Origin of the sequence: Pseudomonas fluorescens (assembly GCF_000968015.1) — a bacterium.
GTDB classification, from domain to species: domain Bacteria; phylum Pseudomonadota; class Gammaproteobacteria; order Pseudomonadales; family Pseudomonadaceae; genus Aquipseudomonas; species Aquipseudomonas fluorescens_W.
This window is the reverse complement of the sequence record NZ_LACH01000054.1, coordinates 24,224-39,961: the sequence shown is the minus strand read 5'-3', so window position 1 is coordinate 39,961 and position 15,738 is coordinate 24,224. Positions and strand designations below refer to the sequence as shown.

At 60.9% G+C, this 15,738-nt stretch carries 14 protein-coding genes; 2 read left to right on the top strand and 12 right to left on the bottom strand.

The window, feature by feature from the left end; all coding sequences use genetic code 11:
• Window positions 1-7: 7 nt before the first annotated feature.
• The 12 genes from VD17_RS23160 to VD17_RS23105 form a co-directional block, all read right to left on the bottom strand.
• Window positions 8-325 (bottom strand): DUF2388 domain-containing protein, encoded by a 318-nt coding sequence (locus VD17_RS23160; protein WP_046055833.1) that lies wholly within the window; start codon window positions 323-325, stop codon window positions 8-10.
• Window positions 326-482: 157 nt separating this feature from the next.
• Window positions 483-1,790 (bottom strand): OprD family porin, encoded by a 1,308-nt coding sequence (locus VD17_RS23155; RefSeq protein WP_046055832.1) that lies wholly within the window; start codon window positions 1,788-1,790, stop codon window positions 483-485.
• A gap of 77 nt (window positions 1,791-1,867) precedes the next feature.
• Window positions 1,868-2,440: a PPC domain-containing DNA-binding protein gene (locus VD17_RS23150; RefSeq protein WP_046055831.1), complete on the bottom strand. Its 573-nt coding sequence runs from the start codon at window positions 2,438-2,440 to the stop codon at window positions 1,868-1,870.
• A gap of 124 nt (window positions 2,441-2,564) precedes the next feature.
• Window positions 2,565-4,142 carry an aldehyde dehydrogenase (NADP(+)) gene (locus VD17_RS23145; RefSeq protein ID WP_046055830.1) on the bottom strand — a complete coding sequence of 526 codons (1,578 nt, stop codon included), beginning with the start codon at window positions 4,140-4,142 and terminating at the stop codon, window positions 2,565-2,567.
• A 30-nt stretch (window positions 4,143-4,172) separates the two neighbouring features.
• Window positions 4,173-5,132 carry an amidohydrolase family protein gene (locus VD17_RS23140; RefSeq protein WP_046055829.1) on the bottom strand — a complete coding sequence of 320 codons (960 nt, stop codon included), beginning with the start codon at window positions 5,130-5,132 and terminating at the stop codon, window positions 4,173-4,175.
• Window positions 5,125-6,084 (bottom strand): amidohydrolase family protein, encoded by a 960-nt coding sequence (locus VD17_RS23135; protein ID WP_046055828.1) that lies wholly within the window; start codon window positions 6,082-6,084, stop codon window positions 5,125-5,127. The genes VD17_RS23140 and VD17_RS23135 overlap by 8 nt, the downstream gene beginning before the upstream one ends.
• 15 nt (window positions 6,085-6,099) lie before the next feature.
• Window positions 6,100-6,558, bottom strand: a complete 459-nt coding sequence (locus tag VD17_RS23130; protein WP_046055827.1) for a thioesterase family protein — start codon at window positions 6,556-6,558, stop codon at window positions 6,100-6,102.
• Window positions 6,559-6,598: 40 nt separating this feature from the next.
• Window positions 6,599-8,497 carry a TRAP transporter large permease gene (locus VD17_RS23125; protein WP_046055826.1) on the bottom strand — a complete coding sequence of 633 codons (1,899 nt, stop codon included), beginning with the start codon at window positions 8,495-8,497 and terminating at the stop codon, window positions 6,599-6,601.
• Between the two features lie 15 nt (window positions 8,498-8,512).
• On the bottom strand, window positions 8,513-9,556 hold the full coding sequence (locus VD17_RS23120; RefSeq protein WP_046055825.1) for a TRAP transporter substrate-binding protein: 1,044 nt from the start codon (window positions 9,554-9,556) through the stop codon (window positions 8,513-8,515).
• 166 nt (window positions 9,557-9,722) lie between these two features.
• Window positions 9,723-10,928 (bottom strand): CaiB/BaiF CoA transferase family protein, encoded by a 1,206-nt coding sequence (locus tag VD17_RS23115; RefSeq protein WP_046055824.1) that lies wholly within the window; start codon window positions 10,926-10,928, stop codon window positions 9,723-9,725.
• Window position 10,929: 1 nt separating this feature from the next.
• Complete coding sequence (locus VD17_RS23110; RefSeq protein ID WP_046055823.1) at window positions 10,930-11,709, bottom strand: enoyl-CoA hydratase-related protein; 780 nt, start codon at window positions 11,707-11,709, stop codon at window positions 10,930-10,932.
• Window positions 11,710-11,781: 72 nt separating this feature from the next.
• Window positions 11,782-12,921 carry an iron-containing alcohol dehydrogenase gene (locus VD17_RS23105; RefSeq protein WP_046055822.1) on the bottom strand — a complete coding sequence of 380 codons (1,140 nt, stop codon included), beginning with the start codon at window positions 12,919-12,921 and terminating at the stop codon, window positions 11,782-11,784.
• A 175-nt stretch (window positions 12,922-13,096) separates the two neighbouring features.
• Here VD17_RS23105 and VD17_RS23100 point away from each other — a divergent pair, with 175 nt between their 5' ends.
• Both VD17_RS23100 and VD17_RS23095 read left to right on the top strand, forming a co-directional pair.
• Window positions 13,097-14,020, top strand: a complete 924-nt coding sequence (locus VD17_RS23100; protein WP_046055821.1) for a LysR family transcriptional regulator — start codon at window positions 13,097-13,099, stop codon at window positions 14,018-14,020.
• A 185-nt stretch (window positions 14,021-14,205) separates the two neighbouring features.
• The gene (locus tag VD17_RS23095; RefSeq protein WP_046055820.1) at window positions 14,206-15,546 is read left to right on the top strand and encodes a PQQ-dependent sugar dehydrogenase; all 1,341 of its coding nucleotides are present in this window, start codon (window positions 14,206-14,208) and stop codon (window positions 15,544-15,546) included.
• The last annotated feature ends 192 nt before the right edge of the window (window positions 15,547-15,738 follow it).

Below are 15,738 nucleotides of genomic sequence, written 5' to 3'. Positions count from 1 at the left end.
CCAGCCTTTATTGACCCGCAGCTACGCCTTCCTGGACGAGGATTGCTCTGGCCAGGTCTTCGTCGCTGGCGTTGAGGCCGGGATGTTCCTGACGAATCTGCTTTAAGTAAGACTCCAGATAAACACCACGAATCGCGCCGCCACTGGCGACGAAGCTGGAGGCGTCATCCCGAGCCGGAATCACTCGTTTGTCATCCTTGAAGGTCGAGTACAACGATGCGGAAACCCCGGCTGACGTGGCGACATCGCCCGCATCCACTTTGGCCATAGCGGAGCCGAAGGGTAAACACAGCAAAAGGGAAGAGATGATAATCAGACGGCGCATGACGGTGTCCTCTGTAAAGCGTGATGCAAAAAAGGAAGTACCTCATCTGTAGGATGCGTGGCGGTCGTCAGGAGTTCCCTGCCGAAGCGTGATCAGCCCAAAGCCTGCTTCTGAAAAAGCTCAACCCCTCGCCGGGCAACCCCTTTAGACCCCGATGCTAAAGCAAAGGAATGCTGTAGCTCACGATCAAGCGATTCTGGTCCTGATCACGCGCCGCCTCGCTGTTGGACTTGCCGTTACGCCATCCAAATCCGACATTTTTCAGAGCCCCGGACTGAATCACGTAGTCCAGCGCAATGTCCCGCTCCCATTCCTTCTGGGTATCGCCAGAGGTTGTCTTGATATCGTCCCCGCTGAGGTACATGACGGACGCTTTCAGGCCGGGCACACCCATGGCAGCAAAGTCATAGGCGTATTGACCGAAGGCTGTGCGTTCGCCCGCGCGGGTGAAGGTTTGAATCAGACGGTCGGTGTACAGGTAAACGCTGGAGCCGCCGGCACCCTTGTTGGCCAGGCCTCCCTGATTGAGCTGCGTGAAGTTGCTGCCACTCGAAACGCTTTGATAGCCCGCAGTGATTGCATGGCCACCCAAGGTGTAAATCAGTGCGGCACTCCAGGTTTTATTGTCGATCTCGCCATCATTACCCTCGGTGAAGCCACTGATTCTGTAGCCCGACGTGCCCGAGCTGTTTCTACCGGATGAATCGGTCTTGAAATAGCGCAAGTCGGTTTTCAGCGATTGACCTTCCGTGATCGCCAGCGTGTGGATCAGGCCGAAAAACTGCTGGGTGTAGTAGTCGTCCAGGTGGGCGTAGTAATACTGGGCGGTCAGGTCCTTGGTGATTTTCCAGTCGCCGCCGGCGAAGTCGAAGGCATTGCTTTCACGGGTGCCGCCGGTGGCGGCCAACCCCGTCTGATCGCTTGAGCCCCGACCGGTTGCGTGTTCGATTCGGCCTCCCGTGAGGGTCAAGTCCTTGAACTCGCCCGAGGTGATCTGGCCACCTTCGAAGGTCTGCGGCAGCAGGCGGCCGTCGTTGGAGACGAGGATTGGAAGTTTGGGCATCAGTGTGCCCAGGCGAAGTTCGGTTTTTGAGACTTTGACTTTGCCGGTCAACCCCAGCCGGCTCCATTCGTCGACGGCGCTGTTGTCGCTGTCCGAAGGAATCATCGAACTGCCGACGTGCCGTCCTTTGCCACTGTCCAGCGTGATCCCCATCAAGCCCAATGCATCGACGCCAAACCCGACCGTGCCATCGGTGTAGCCCGACTTGTAATCGAGCATGAAACCTTGCGCCCACTCTTCGGTTTTCGAAGGCGCGGCCGTGCCGTCGCGGTTGTCGTTGTTGAAGTAGAAATTTCTCATTCCCAGGGTGGCTTTGCTGTCACTCAGGAAGTCGGCGTGCGCCTGGGTGCTCAGTGCGATGGCGCCCAGTGCAATCATTACCGCCGTTGTTTTATTGCTCATCGAAACCGCCCTTTTTTTTGTAGTTTGAATGGGGGAGAGTGGCTCCCGCAGTTGCCTGCGGGAGCGTGACGCTTGAGTTAAATACCCAGCACGTTGGCGCCGATGCACGGATCAATCCCGCGTTCCAGGCGACGCTGATGGACGATCACAGTAATTTCCATCGAACCCGTCGTGACCTCGAAGTCGAGGATGTGGCCGCCGTACGCCTGGAACGTCGCGTCGCCGGCGACGCCGTGCATATGGATCGAAGGCTGGTCGTTCTTCCACGCCACGGAGCCGGTGATGCTCGCCATCTCGACACTGTTCAAGGTCTTGGCGTCGAAGTCCTTTTTGTCCTTGTTCCAGAAACCGAACTTCACATTGCCGAAGCCGATGCCGGTGATGGAGGCGCTGGGGATTTTTTCGGCGATGGCCAGTTTGGTCAGCTCTTTAAAGGCGTTATCGCCCATGCGCAGCACCATGAGGTAACCGGTGGGGGTTTTGGTGTAGCGCGGTGTGGCTTCAGTGGCACATTGCATGGGGGTTGTCGTCGCGGCGGGAGTGGTTTCGGCAACGGCCAGTTGAGCGCCTGCGGTGGTGATCATCACGGCGGCGGCCACGGCCAGCATCAATTTGCAAAAGCGCTGTTTCGGGTGAAGTTGAACGTGCATGAGACTTCCTCTGTTTTTGTTGTTGTGTGGGTGGTGCGGTTTTCGGGACGAGCGAATCCGACGCCTGTTGTTCAACAGGCGCGGAAGTTGTGCTGACAGCGGGTGTTAGTTGAAGCCGGGTGACTTACAGCGCATCGCGGCGGCTGACGCCGTCCACCAGTCGGGCGATGCTGAGCGGGTTAGCGTTCTTCAGCGCGTCCGGCAGCAAGCTGTCGGGGCAGTTCTGATAACACACGGGACGCAGAAAACGATCGATCGCCAACGTCCCGACCGAGGTACCGCGAGCATCCGACGTGGCCGGGTACGGTCCGCCGTGGACCATGGCATCGCAGACTTCCACCCCGGTCGGGTAGCCGTTGAACAGCACGCGCCCGACTTTCTGTTCCAGCAGGGCCAGCACTTCGTTCAGGGTATTGAGTTCCGAATCTTCGACGATCAGCGTGGCGGTCAACTGACCGCGCAAACCGTGCAGTGCCTGGAGCAACTCGGCCTGGTCAGCGACGTCCACCACGAGGGTGGTCGGGCCGAAGACTTCTTCCTGCAGCAGCTCATCACCGTTGATCAAGAGGCTGACGTCGGCCTTGAACACTTGCGGCCGTGCCTGATTGCCCTGTTGTTGTGCGCCGGCCAGGTGAGTCATGCCAGCATGAGCGCGTAGGTTGTCCAAACCGTGGCAATAGCTTTTCAACGCGCCGGCGTTGAGCATGGTTTGCGCCGGTTGTTCACTCATCAAACCGGTAAAGCGCTCGAGGAAAGCCGTGAACTCCGGCGAGCGAATACCCAGTACCAAACCGGGATTGGTGCAGAACTGACCTGCGCCCAACACCACGGAAGCGGCCAATTCGGCAGCGATCTTTTCCCCGCGCGCCTTGAGTGCTTCGGGCATCACCACCACCGGGTTGATGCTGCTCATCTCGGCGAACACCGGGATCGGTTGAGGACGCGCCGCCGCCATGTCACACAAGGCCCGGCCGCCACGCAATGACCCAGTGAAACCCACCGCCTGGATCGCCGGATGCTTGACCAGCGCCTCGCCAACGCTGCCGTAGAGCAGGTTGAACACGCCATCCGGCATCCCGGTTTTTCTGGCCGCGCGAGTGATCGCATCGGCGACGTAATCGGCGGTTGCCATATGCCCGCTATGGGCCTTGAACACCACTGGGCAACCCGCTGCGAGGGCGGAAGCGGTGTCGCCGCCAGCGGTGGAGAAGGCCAGCGGGAAATTGCTGGCCCCGAACACGGCGACCGGACCGAGCCCGGTGCGGTACTGGCGCAGGTCGGGGCGAGGCAACGGTTGGCGATCCGGTAGCGCACGATCTATGCGGGCGCCGTAGAAATCGCCGCGACGCAGCATCGTGGCGAACAGGCGCATCTGGCCGCTGGTGCGTGCCCGCTCACCTTGAATCCGGCCGGCAGGCAGGGCGGTTTCCCGGCACACAAGGGCAATGAACGAGTCGTCCAGCGCGTCAAGCTCAGTGGCAATAGCCTCCAAAAACTGAGCGCGTCGGGCGGATGAAAGATGGCGAAAGATCGGGTAAGCCGTGGCCGCCGCTTCTGCAGCCGTGTTCACTTCATCCACGGTCGCCTGATGGAAACGATACGGCAGTGCTTCGCCGGTACTGGCGTCGTGGCTTTGCAAGGTGCTCGAACCTTTTGCCGAACGAGCGCCTGCGATGTAGTTGTGGCCTGAAACTTCAAACATGGGAACTCCTGAAGGTCTGTTCAATTCGGGTCATGTGAGCCGGTAAATACGTCGGGCGTTGTCATGAAACAGGGCGAGGCGATCTGTGAGGGAGCGGTCGCTGACAATCGTTTTGAAGCCGTCGAAGATCTCGCTCATGCCGTTCACGACGCCGTCGACCGGGTAATTGCTGGCAAATGCGCAGCGACTGACATCGACAATCGAAATCGCGTCGTTCACCACCACGCGGTTCGACTCGACGGGCCACGCCTTGCCGGGGATACAGATACCTGAAATCTTCAAGGCAACGTTCGGCTCGCGTGCCAGCAACGCGAGGTTTTCACGCCAGCCGGCTAGCCCTTCTTCCGAACGATCAGCCGGCAGCGCCGTGTGATTGACCACGATGGTCACGTCAGGAAAGTCCCTGGCCAGCTCGGCCGCTTCCGCCAGATGCCACCAGGGCGCCTGCAACTCGAAGTGCAGGCCATTTTCAGCCAGTTGTGCGTAGCCCTCGCGCCAACGAGGGTCACGCATGGAGCCTGGCGCCACGAAATCTTCGCGCCATGCCTCAAGGCTGGTGACCGCAGGTTTGTGGCGCACCCCGCGCACCAACGGATGATCGCCGTACTGGCGCAAGAGGTCCGATGCGTCTTCACGATCAAGCCAGGCCTGCGCCACCATTGCCGCCAGGGTCGGTTCGTTATGTGCCAGAGACTCGACAAACCTCACCTCATCGGCGGGCGTCGCAGGGTCCCATTCACCCTCGATGACGACGGTCTGCACGATGCGATGGTTGCCCGTCAGCCGGCGATAGTCCTCAGGCAGAAAGTTGCGGCAGATCGACGAGTAATCGCCGTAACGAAACGGTCGCAACGGGCGGTCGTTCAGCCACGGGTAGTAATGCTTTTCGATATCGAAATAATGCTGGTGGGCGTCGACGATGGGTAAGTCCGCATCTTCGCCGCTGGCCAAAAAGCGCGCGCGCCAGTCGATCACGGATGGGTTATCCATGCTGTTCCTCCAGACGATAAAAGCGTTGTGCATTGCCGGCGAACACCGCTTCCTGCACGGCACGGCCCAGTGGCGCGAGCATCGCGGCCATGCCGTCGGCAATCGTGTCGTAGGACGCGCGCAATCCGGCGACCGGGAAATTGCTGGCGAATATGCAGCGCTCGGGGCCGAAGATCTCCAGTGCGGTCAGCACCACGATCCGGTTGTCGTCGTAGTTCCAGGGCGAGTCTTTCAGCCCGAACTCCGAGAGCTTGATGTGCACGTTGGGTTGCAGGGCCAGGGCTTCCAGGCCTTTGCGCCAACGGGCCATGCCGTGCGGGCTGCGATCCCAGGCGAAACCGGTGTGATTGAGGGCGATCCGGATCTGCGGAAACATCGCTGCCACTTCAGCGGCCTCCACCAGGTGCCACGGCGGCACGCGCAGATCCCACGACAGGTCGTGATCCGCCAGACGCGAAAAGCCTTCCAGCCATTTCGGGTCTTGCATGGTGCCGCGAGCCCCGGCAATCGACACCTCAGGCGATGCCGAAGTGACGGGTTTGGAGCGTATGCCTTTCACCAGCGGCCGGGCGGCCTGTGCCGCGAGGATTTCCGCGCTGTCCTCACGATCGAACCAGGCATGGGCAACGATGGCATTCGGGAAGCCGTAACGGGCATTCACCTGTTCCAGCCAGCGTGTCTCGGCGACTTGCTCATCGCGAGCACGCTCGGCCTCGACATGCACCGTGCCCACCAACCGTTGTCTTTCGGTCAGGGCAAGAAAGTTTTCCGGCAAGAAATCACGGCACAGGCTGTGATAGTCGCCGAGGAAAAAATCCTCGTGATACTCGTCCTGCAGCCACGGATAACGACCGTTGCCCAGGTCCCACAAGTGGTGGTGAGCATCGACAATCGGCAGCGCATCCTCGGCCGCCAGGTTGGGCAAGCCGTTGCGTTCGTGCAGCGTGATCATGACGGGGTCCCTTGCTCAGCGCGACGCGGCGAATTGGGAAGGGCTGAGTGCGCTGTCTTCGACTTCCCCTGCGGCGGCTGCCTCGGCCTTGGCCTGAACGCGGCTGCGCAGTTTGGCGACGTTCACCACCACCCGGGTATGCGCCGCCGTGGCCACCAGCTCGACGTCATCGCGCACTTCGACGTTGAAGGTGACGCTGCGACCCTCGATCCGGGTAACCGTGGCGACGATGCTGACCGACATGCCCAGCAACGTGGCCCCAACGTGGCGGATGTCGACTGCCGCGCCGACGGTGTTTTCGCCCTCATCGAGGAAGGTCAGCAGGTAGTCCAGGCACGTCCGTTCGATGTCATCCACCAGGCGGGGCGTGGCGTAGATGCGCAAGTCTTCGCCGAGAAACGAGATGGTGCGTTCCTTGTCGACGATCAGTTTGCGTTCGGTGGCGGTGCCGGCTTCGAGTGTGGAGAAATTCATGAGAAACCTCGTATTTGAGTGCTGACAGTCAAAAAGTGATTCAGGCGTTGGGCAGGAAACCGATGGAAATCCATGGCACGGCGATCAGCACGCCCAGGGCCACAACCAGCGCGCCGAGATACGGCCAGACCCGACGCATGGCGCCGCTGGGGTCGACCTTGGCGATGGCGCAGGCGGCGTAGAAACCCACGCCAAACGGTGGGGCGAACAAACCCAGGCCCATGGCGAAGATCGCGACCATGGCGTAATGCACGTCGTTGATGCCCATGGCCTTGGCAATCGGAAACAGCAGCGGCCCGAACAGCACGATGGCCGGGATGCCTTCCAGAAAACTGCCCAGAAGGATGAACGCCACGGCGGAGATGATCAGGAAGCCCATCGCGCCACCCGGCACCGTCGACATCACCTGCGCCAACTGGTGCGAGAAGCCCGACTGGGTCAATGCCCAGGCCATGGCGGTCGCGCTGCCGATGATGATCAGGATCGCGCCGGACAACGACGCGGTGCTGACCAGAATCGGATACAGGCGGCGCCAGTCAAAGCAGCGGTAGCACAACAAGCCGACGATGAAGGTGTAAGCCACGCCAATGGCGGCGACTTCGGTGGCGGTCGCGACCCCTTCAACCACCGCGGTGCGGATCACGAAGGGCAGGGCCAATGCCGGTAACGCGATCAGCAGCGAGTGGCCAATTTCCTTGCCCGAAGCGCGTTTGCCGGTGGAGGCCTCGCCTTTGCGGTTTTTCCACCAGATCACCGCCGCCATGGCGATGGCACCCACCACCGCTGGCATGAAACCACCGGTAAACAGGGCGGAAATCGACACGCCGGTCACCGAACCGATGGTGATCAGTACCAGGCTTGGCGGAATGGTTTCCGACATCGCCCCGGACGCATTGAGCATCGCCACCAGTTCGTTTTCATCCTCACCGCGTTTCTTCATTTCCGGAAACAGCGCCGGTGCGATGGCCGCCATGTCGGCCGCCTTGGAGCCGGAAATGCCGGAGATCAGGTAAATGGCCCCGATCAGCACGTAAGACAGGCCGCCACGGACATGGCCGATCAACGAGCAGAGGAAGCGGATCATCGCGCGGGCCATGCCCATGGCTTCGATCAACGCACCCAAAAACACAAACAACGGAATGGCCAGCAAGATCAGGCTCGCCATGCCTTCGTCCATCCGCCCGACCACCAGGGTCAAGGGTGTGCTGGTCATGGTCGACAGGTACGCCACGGTCGCCAGGCCGAACGCCACCATGATCGGCACGCCGATGACGATCATCGCCATCACGCCGATCATGAAGAAGACCACCAGGTTCCAGTTGCCCATCAGCAGCAGGGAACCTTCAGCCACCCACAACAACGCGGCCAGGGAGGCCAGCATCGCCACCGACACCGAAAAGTCGATCAACCGGGCACTGGTCAGCAGACGTGCAACGCAGGTCATCAGCATCAGGCTCAGGCCGACCGCAATGGCGGACACGCGAAAGGCGTTGGGGATTTCAAGGGCGGCAGTGGTGATGATCCACTCGTCGCTGACGTACTCCCAGGCCGGCGTGAACAGCAACCCGATGAATGTGATGACGATCACGGCGCCCAAGGTGTCGACAAAGGCGCGTTTTTCCAGCGGCAGCCGCCCGATGAACGAGGTCAGCCGCATGTGCTCGCCTCGACGCATCGCCACCACTGAGCCGAGCATCGCCAGCCAGAGAAACAGCAGCGAGGCCAGTTCGTCGCCCCAGACGATGGGTTGATTGAGCACGTAGCGCGAGAACACATTGCAAAACAGCAGCGTGACTTCGATAACCACCAGCAACGCCGCGCTGCCTTCGGTCAGCCAGCGCAGCCCGGTGTCCAGTGCGCGACCGAGACGAAACGTGGTGGGGCGCGTGCTGAGTCCTTCAGCGGGAGAAACATCCGTCATTGGTATTTCGCTTTTCATGACCTTGTCTCCGGCTTAGGACAGTTGACCCGCGTACTGCTCGAGCAAGCTCCAGGCTTCAGGGCCGTACTTTTCCTTCCATTGGGTGTAGAAGCCTTTGGACTGCAGATCAGTCCTGAACAATGAACGATCGACTTTGTTGAACGTGATGCCGTGGGCGGTCAGGGACGGCTCCAGGCTGGCGTTGAGATCGATCACCTGTTGACGCTGAATCAGCGCGGCGGCGTTGATCTGCCGGGAGACGATTTCCTGCACGTCTGCGGGCAGTTTTGGAAACGTCTTGCCCGAGGCGACGATCCAGAAACCGCCCCAGATGTGGTCGGTCATGGAGCAGTATTTCTGCACTTCATAGAAGCGTGCGGCTTCAACGACCACCAGCGGGTTTTCCTGACCGTCGACGACTTTGGTCTGCAACGCCGAGTAGGTCTCGTTGATGCTGATGCCGGTTGGCGAGGCGCCGAGGGCGCTGAACATGGAGGTCCACAGCGGGCTGACCAGCACTCGCAATTTGAAACCGGCCAGGTCTTGCGGGGTGTTGATCGGACGCGTCGAACTGGTGATCTGGCGGAAGCCGTTGTTCCAGACTTTCTCCATCGGGATCAGGCCGACCTTCTCGGTCTTGGCGCGTACGTACTCGCCCAGCTTGCCGTCCAGCGCGGCCCAGACACTGTCGTAGTCCTTGAATGCGAACGGCATGCTTTCGATCGACATGGCCGGCACCAGCGTGGAGAGAATCGCGCCTGGCAAGGGAATGAAGTCGATTGCCCCGGCGCGCACCTGGGACAGCATGTCGGTGTCGCCGCCCATGGCGCCGTTGGCGTACACCTGCAGGTCCACGGCGCCGTTGGTTTCGGCCTTGATGGCTAGCGAAGCCGCCTTCATCTGGATGTTCAGCGGATGGGTGTCGGGCAGGCTGCTGGTGTAGCGCAACACAATGGGTTTGGTCGCGGCGAAGACGCTGGAGGGCAGCAGGTTGGCGGCGAATGCGCCGCCAACGGTGACGCCGGCAGACACTAGGAATGATCGGCGGCTGACGGACTCGGTCAAGATACGGCTCATGATGTTCACCTTATTGTTTTTGTAGTTGTTTTAAAAAACAGCGGATCGTTCAAGCGAACGCTGCTCCGGGTAGGAGTGAGCCTGCTCGCGATAGCGTCGTCAGACTCGAAATTCATGTCGACTGACCCACCGCATTCGCGAGCAGGCTCGCTCCTACAGGTTTGCGTTACGCCAGTGCCACGACGGCCTGGGTTCTAATCAGCTCATCGATTTCATCTTCAGCAAAGCCGCTTTCTTTCAGCACTTCGCGGGTGTGTTCACCGAGCAGCGGGGCATGCCGACTGGTTGGCGGCGCGGCGTTGTCCATGTCGGAGAAGTGAATCGGCAGGCCCATGCCGCGTACCCGGCCTTCGGTCGGGTGTTCGGTCTCGACGACCATGCCGCGTGCTTCCGTTTGTGGATGAGCCAGCGCCGCCGCGATATCGAGGACCGGCCCGGCAGGCAGGCCGAGGTTGTCGAACAGCACCATCCATTCATCCGTGGTGCGCGCGACCAGGACTTCGTTGAGGATTTCCACCAGGGCCAGACGGTGCTCCATGCGCAATGCGTTGCTGGCGAATCGTGGGTCGGCTTTGAGTTGGGGCAGGGCGAGCGCCTCGACCAGACGTTCGTAGTTGGCCTGGTTGGCGGCGCCAATGTTGATCCAGCCGTCCGCCGTGCGGAACACCTGATACGGCGCGCTGGTGGAGTTGGCGGAACCCATCTTCGGCAGGATGGTGCCGTCGGCGAAATACGCCGCCGCTGGCCAGTACATTTGTTGCAGACCGGCTTCGAACAATGAAGTGTCGACCATCTGCCCGAGGCCGGTTTTCTGTTTGGCGGCGTACGCTGCGCAGATGCCGAGGGCGGCGAGAATGCCGGAGTTGATGTCAGCCACTGGCGAACCGGCCTTGACCGGCTCACGCCCGGCTTCACCGGTCATGCTCATCATGCCGCTCATGCCTTGGGCGATCAGGTCGAAACCGCCTTTTTCGCCAAACGGCCCGCTGCGGCCGTAGCCGGAGATCGCGCAGTAGATCAGCCCAGGGTTGAGGGTTTTCAGCGTTTCATAACCCAGGCCGAATTTCTCCATGGTGCCGGCACGGTAGTTTTCCGTGACCACATCGGCGTCCATCAAGAGGCGGCGCAACACGTCGCGCCCGCCCTCGGTTTTCAGGTTCAGGCCAATACCGCGTTTGTTGCGGTTTACCACCATGAACGAGGCGGATTCACCGCTGGCCATGATCGGCGAGAAGCGGCGCGAATCATCACCGCCCGGGACTTTCTCGACCTTCACCACGTCCGCGCCCATGTCGGCCAGCATCATTCCGCACACTGGGCCGGACATGATGTGAGCCAGTTCTACAACGCGCATTCCTGTCAGCGGTCCCATGTTATTTCCCCTTGAATTGTGGTTTGGCTTTCTCGATGAAAGCGTTCAGACCGATCTGAAAATCTTCGGTGTCGTAGCAGAAGTAACTCGCGTCAATCTGCTCGGCGGTGGGTGCAACGCCGGCCTCAAGCTGGCGTGCGGCCTGGCGATGCCAACGGGCGACGAGGGGCGCTCCATTGGCGATGCGCTTGGCGGTGGCGAGGGTTTCGGACTCGACCTCGGCATCGGGCACGACGCGGGTCACGAGGTTTTTTACGTAGGCGTCATTGGCGTCGAGAATGCGGCCTTCGAGAAGAATCTCCAGGGTCGTCGAGCGTCCGGCCAACGCCACCAGACCGGCCATTTCGTCATAGGACATGATCAGGCCCAGTTTGCCGACCGGCGCGCCGAAACGGCTGGAGGTGCCACAGATACGCAGGTCGCAGAGCGCAGCGATTTCCAGGCCGCCGCCGACACACACGCCATGGATCATCGCGATCACCGGGTGCGGGCAGTCGGCGACAGCGCGCATGGCTCTGGAGGTGATGTCGGCATACACCCGGGCCTGTGCCGCGTTGGCGCGCACGGTCGGAAACTCGCTGACATCGGCGCCGGCGGCGAAGGCTTGTTCGTCGGCACCGCGCAACACCACGCAACGCACGGTGGCGTCGGCGGACAACTCGGTCATGACATCACCCAGGTCCTGCCACATGGACAAGGTCAGGGCGTTCATTTTTCCCGGGTGGCTGAGGGTGACGGTGGCAAGGCTGTCTTGCCGGTCGATCAGGACGGTGGGCTTCATGATTGTTGCGCTGGCGTCGGTTCAACCGACGACGCGGCTGCCTCCTCATTTTTTATTGTTGGGTAGCGACGGTTACAACGACTGCTCAAGCATCGACAGGTAGTCCGCGGACGATGCTTCGCGGGGGTTGGTCTTGTGGCTGTGGTCGTGCAAGGCGCCTTCGACGATGCCGGCAAACAGGCTTTCGTCGACGCCGATTTCGCTCAGGCGGGTCGGCAGGCCCAGGCGTCGGGTCATGTCTTCGATGGCCGTGCCGATATTGGCGTTGGCCTCAAGGCCCATGGCGTGCCGCAGGCGTTCGAGCTTGCGTTCGTCGCGAACGGTCGGGGCGTTGGCGTTGAAGTCCACGACCGCTGGCAGAAAGATGGCGTTCAAGGTGCCGTGGTGCAGCTTCGGATTGATGCCGCCCAAGGCGTGGGACAGGCTGTGCACGCAGCCCAATCCCTTCTGAAAGGCGAGTGCGCCTTGCATCGACGCGCTCATCATGTTCATCCGGGCTTCGCGATCACCGGGCTCGGCGGTGGCGCGCTCGATGTGTTCCCAGGCACGCCACAGGCCGTCGAGGGCGATGCCATCCGCCGCCGGGTTGAAGGCCGGCGCCATGAACGTCTCGATGCAATGAGCAATCGCGTCCATGCCGGTGGCGGCGGTCAGCATCGGTGGCAGGCCCAGGGTCAGTTCCGGGTCGCAGATGGCCACGCGAGGCACGACATAAGGAGAGATTACGCCCACCTTGCGACCATCGTCGAGGATCAGGATGGCGCCTCGGCCGACTTCGCTGCCGGTGCCCGCCGTGGTAGGAATGGCGATCAGCGGCGCGGTGGCAGAGGTGATGCGATCCAGGCCACCTTCGATCACCGCAAAGCTTTGCAGAGGACCGTCATGAGTGGCGCAAACAGCGACACCTTTGGCCAGGTCGATGGAAGAACCACCGCCGACCGCGATGATGCCGTTGCACTCGTCGCGATGGTATTGCGCGACGGCTTCACGTACGGCGTGCTCGTTTGGGTTGGGCGGGGTGGCGTCGAAAATCGAAGGGGGAAGACTGGCGCCGAGGGCCGCGATGACCTTGTCGACGATGCCGGCATTGCGCACGCCGATGTCAGTGACAATCAGCGGCCGGGTAATGCCCGCGCGCTCGGCTTCGGCGGCCAGATGCTGCAGGCTGTCGTAGCCGAACTGGATCTTGGTGACGTAATTGATGAGGGACATGATTCACCACAAGTTATACAGGATTGTTATTGTTGCAATCGGTCTGCGGCAGGAAGGCTTTCGCTATCTGGTCAAACCCATTGCATTGCCTGGTTGTGGAGTGGACTATAGGGCCGTCGTGGCGAGCCTCGATACTGACAACTTTCGATACCTCTATAACTTTTAGTTAACCCTGATGACGCCCTCACTTAATTCGATCATGTCCCGCCTGCACATCAAGCAGCTTCGCTTGTTGATAGCCCTTGATGAACACGGCTCCTTGCTGGGCGCGGCCAAACAGGTCGCGCTGACCCAGCCCGGCGCCAGTAAAGCCCTGCAAGAAATTGAAACCACGTTCGGCACCGCGCTGTTCACCCGCACTAACCGCGGGCTTGAACCGAACGATGCCGGGCGCTCGGTCATTCGCTACGCAAGGCTGATCCAGACCGACCTTGCGCACCTGCGCGAAGAGATCATCGGCATCATGAGCGGAGAGGGCGGACGTGTGTCCGTCGGCACCATCATGGGTGCCGTCCCACTGCTCACCACCGCGATCAGCCGGGTGATTGCCGACCACCCGAAGCTGTCCATCGAGATCGTCGAAGACACCAGCGCCGCACTGCTCAGCCAGCTTGACGCCGGGCGCCTGGACCTTGCGATCTGCCGTACGACCATCAGCAACACGCCCTACTTGTATGAGAGTTCGATCTTCGTCGAAGAAACCCTGGCAGTGATCGCCAGCACTCAGCATCCGTTCGCCTATGCCCGGCAGCTCTCGCTGAAGGACCTGGTGGATTACCGCTGGGTGGTCTATCGCGCCAACATGCCGATGCGTTTGCTGCTGGAGCGCGAGTTTCACGAGGCTGACCTGCGTTTTCCGGTGCACCTGCTGGAAACCACGTCGGCGTTTGCCACCTTGTCGCTGCTTCAGGAAAACCCGACCCTCGTCGCGTTGGTGTCGACCGATGTGGCGAAGTTCTGCTCCGGCTACGGTTTCACCACCACGCTGCCGCTGCCCATCACCTCGCGCAGCGAACCGTACGAGCTGGTGTCGCGCAAAGGCGTGCCGGATTCGCCGGCCGCCAGGCTGTTACGGGAGGCGTTGTTGAACCCCGTTTGAACTCAGGAACGGTTGAAACAGGCGCTTGCGATAGTGCCCGGCTTTAGAGGCGCGCATTCGTGCGTTTTAGGCAAATTTGATTTGCGACAGACGCGGTGTTTGAAACGGACCCGCGCCGCGATACTTCGCCGGGATTTTGCCTGCCCAATAATTGGCCCACGGATGGCCGTTGCGAGGTTAGAACAATGAATGTGTCCAACCGACTTGCGCTCTTGATGACGACTGCCGCGCTGCTCACCGCGTGTGGCGAGTCTTCCAAATTGCCGTCTCAGGCCAGCGTCGGTCCGTCCCCGCAATTGCCTGAACCCACTACCTCGTTGATCCCTACGTTAAAAGTATCCAAAGCGATCGGCTGGGCGGGTAATGACATGCCCAAGGCACCTGCCGGTTTCAAAGTGACCGCGCTGGCCGAAAACCTCGATCACCCGCGCTGGGTGTATACGCTGCCCAATGGCGATGTTCTGGTTGCCGAGAGTAATCACCCACCAATGCCGGAAGGCGCGACTGACGGTGGCACCGGCCCGATCGCCTGGGCAAAACGCACCGTCATGGGTTTTGTGATGGGCCGTATTGGCGCTGATGCACCCAGTGCCAATCGCATTACCTTGTTGCGCGATGCCGACGGTGATGGCCACGCGGAAGTCCGGAAGGTATTCATGACGGGCCTCGCTTCGCCGTTTGGTATGGCGTTGGTGGGCAATGAATTGTTTATCGGCAATGCCGATGCCTTGGTCAAAGTGCCTTATATCGAGGGGCAAACCGAGAGTGACGCCACCCCGGTGAAAGTCACCGATCTGCCCGCAGGCATCAATCACCACTGGACCAAGAATGTCCTCGCCAACCTCGAGGGTTCCAAGCTTTACGTCACGGTCGGTTCCAACAGCAATGTCGGCGAGAACGGTCTTGATGCAGAAGACGGGCGTGCAGCGATTTGGGAGGTGGACGTCAAAACCGGCAGCAAGCGTCTGTTTGCCAGCGGCCTGCGCAACCCCAACGGGCTGGCCTGGAAGCCCGGTTCGACGCAGTTGTGGACTGTGGTCAACGAGCGCGACGAAATCGGCAGCGACCTTGTGCCGGATTACCTGACATCGGTGCAGGACGGTGCGTTCTACGGCTGGCCGTGGAGCTACTACGGTGCCCATGTCGACACCCGAGTCGAGCCGCCGCGTCCGGACAAGGTGGCCAAGGCCATCGCGCCAGACTACGCGCTGGGCACCCACGTTGCACCGTTAGGGCTGACGTTCTCTGATTCCCGCGCGATGCCTGCGAACTTCGCCAATGGCGTTTTTGTCGGTGAACATGGCTCGTGGAACCGTAATCCGCAGGCGGGCTATAAGGTGGTGTTCATCCCGTTCACCGACGGAAAGCCTTCAGGCATGCCGGTCGATTTCTTGACGGGTTTCCTCAATGCCGATGGCGAAGCGCAAGGGCGCCCGGTGGGCGTCACGCTTGATCAGAGCGGAGCGTTGTTGGTGGCCGATGATGTCGGGAACAAGGTTTGGCGTATCGCGATCGCCAAACCCTAGATAAAGGCGCGACGGCTAACTCCGCAAGATTTGTGGTGGGCACAGCCCCCTGTGGGAGCGAGCTTGCTCGCGATGGCGTCAGCACCGTCAAAAACACTGTCGCCTGACACACCGCTTTCGCGAGCAGGCTCGCTCCCACATTGGTTTTATGTTGTTCGCGAGATTTGTGGCCGACACCGGACCCTGTAGGAG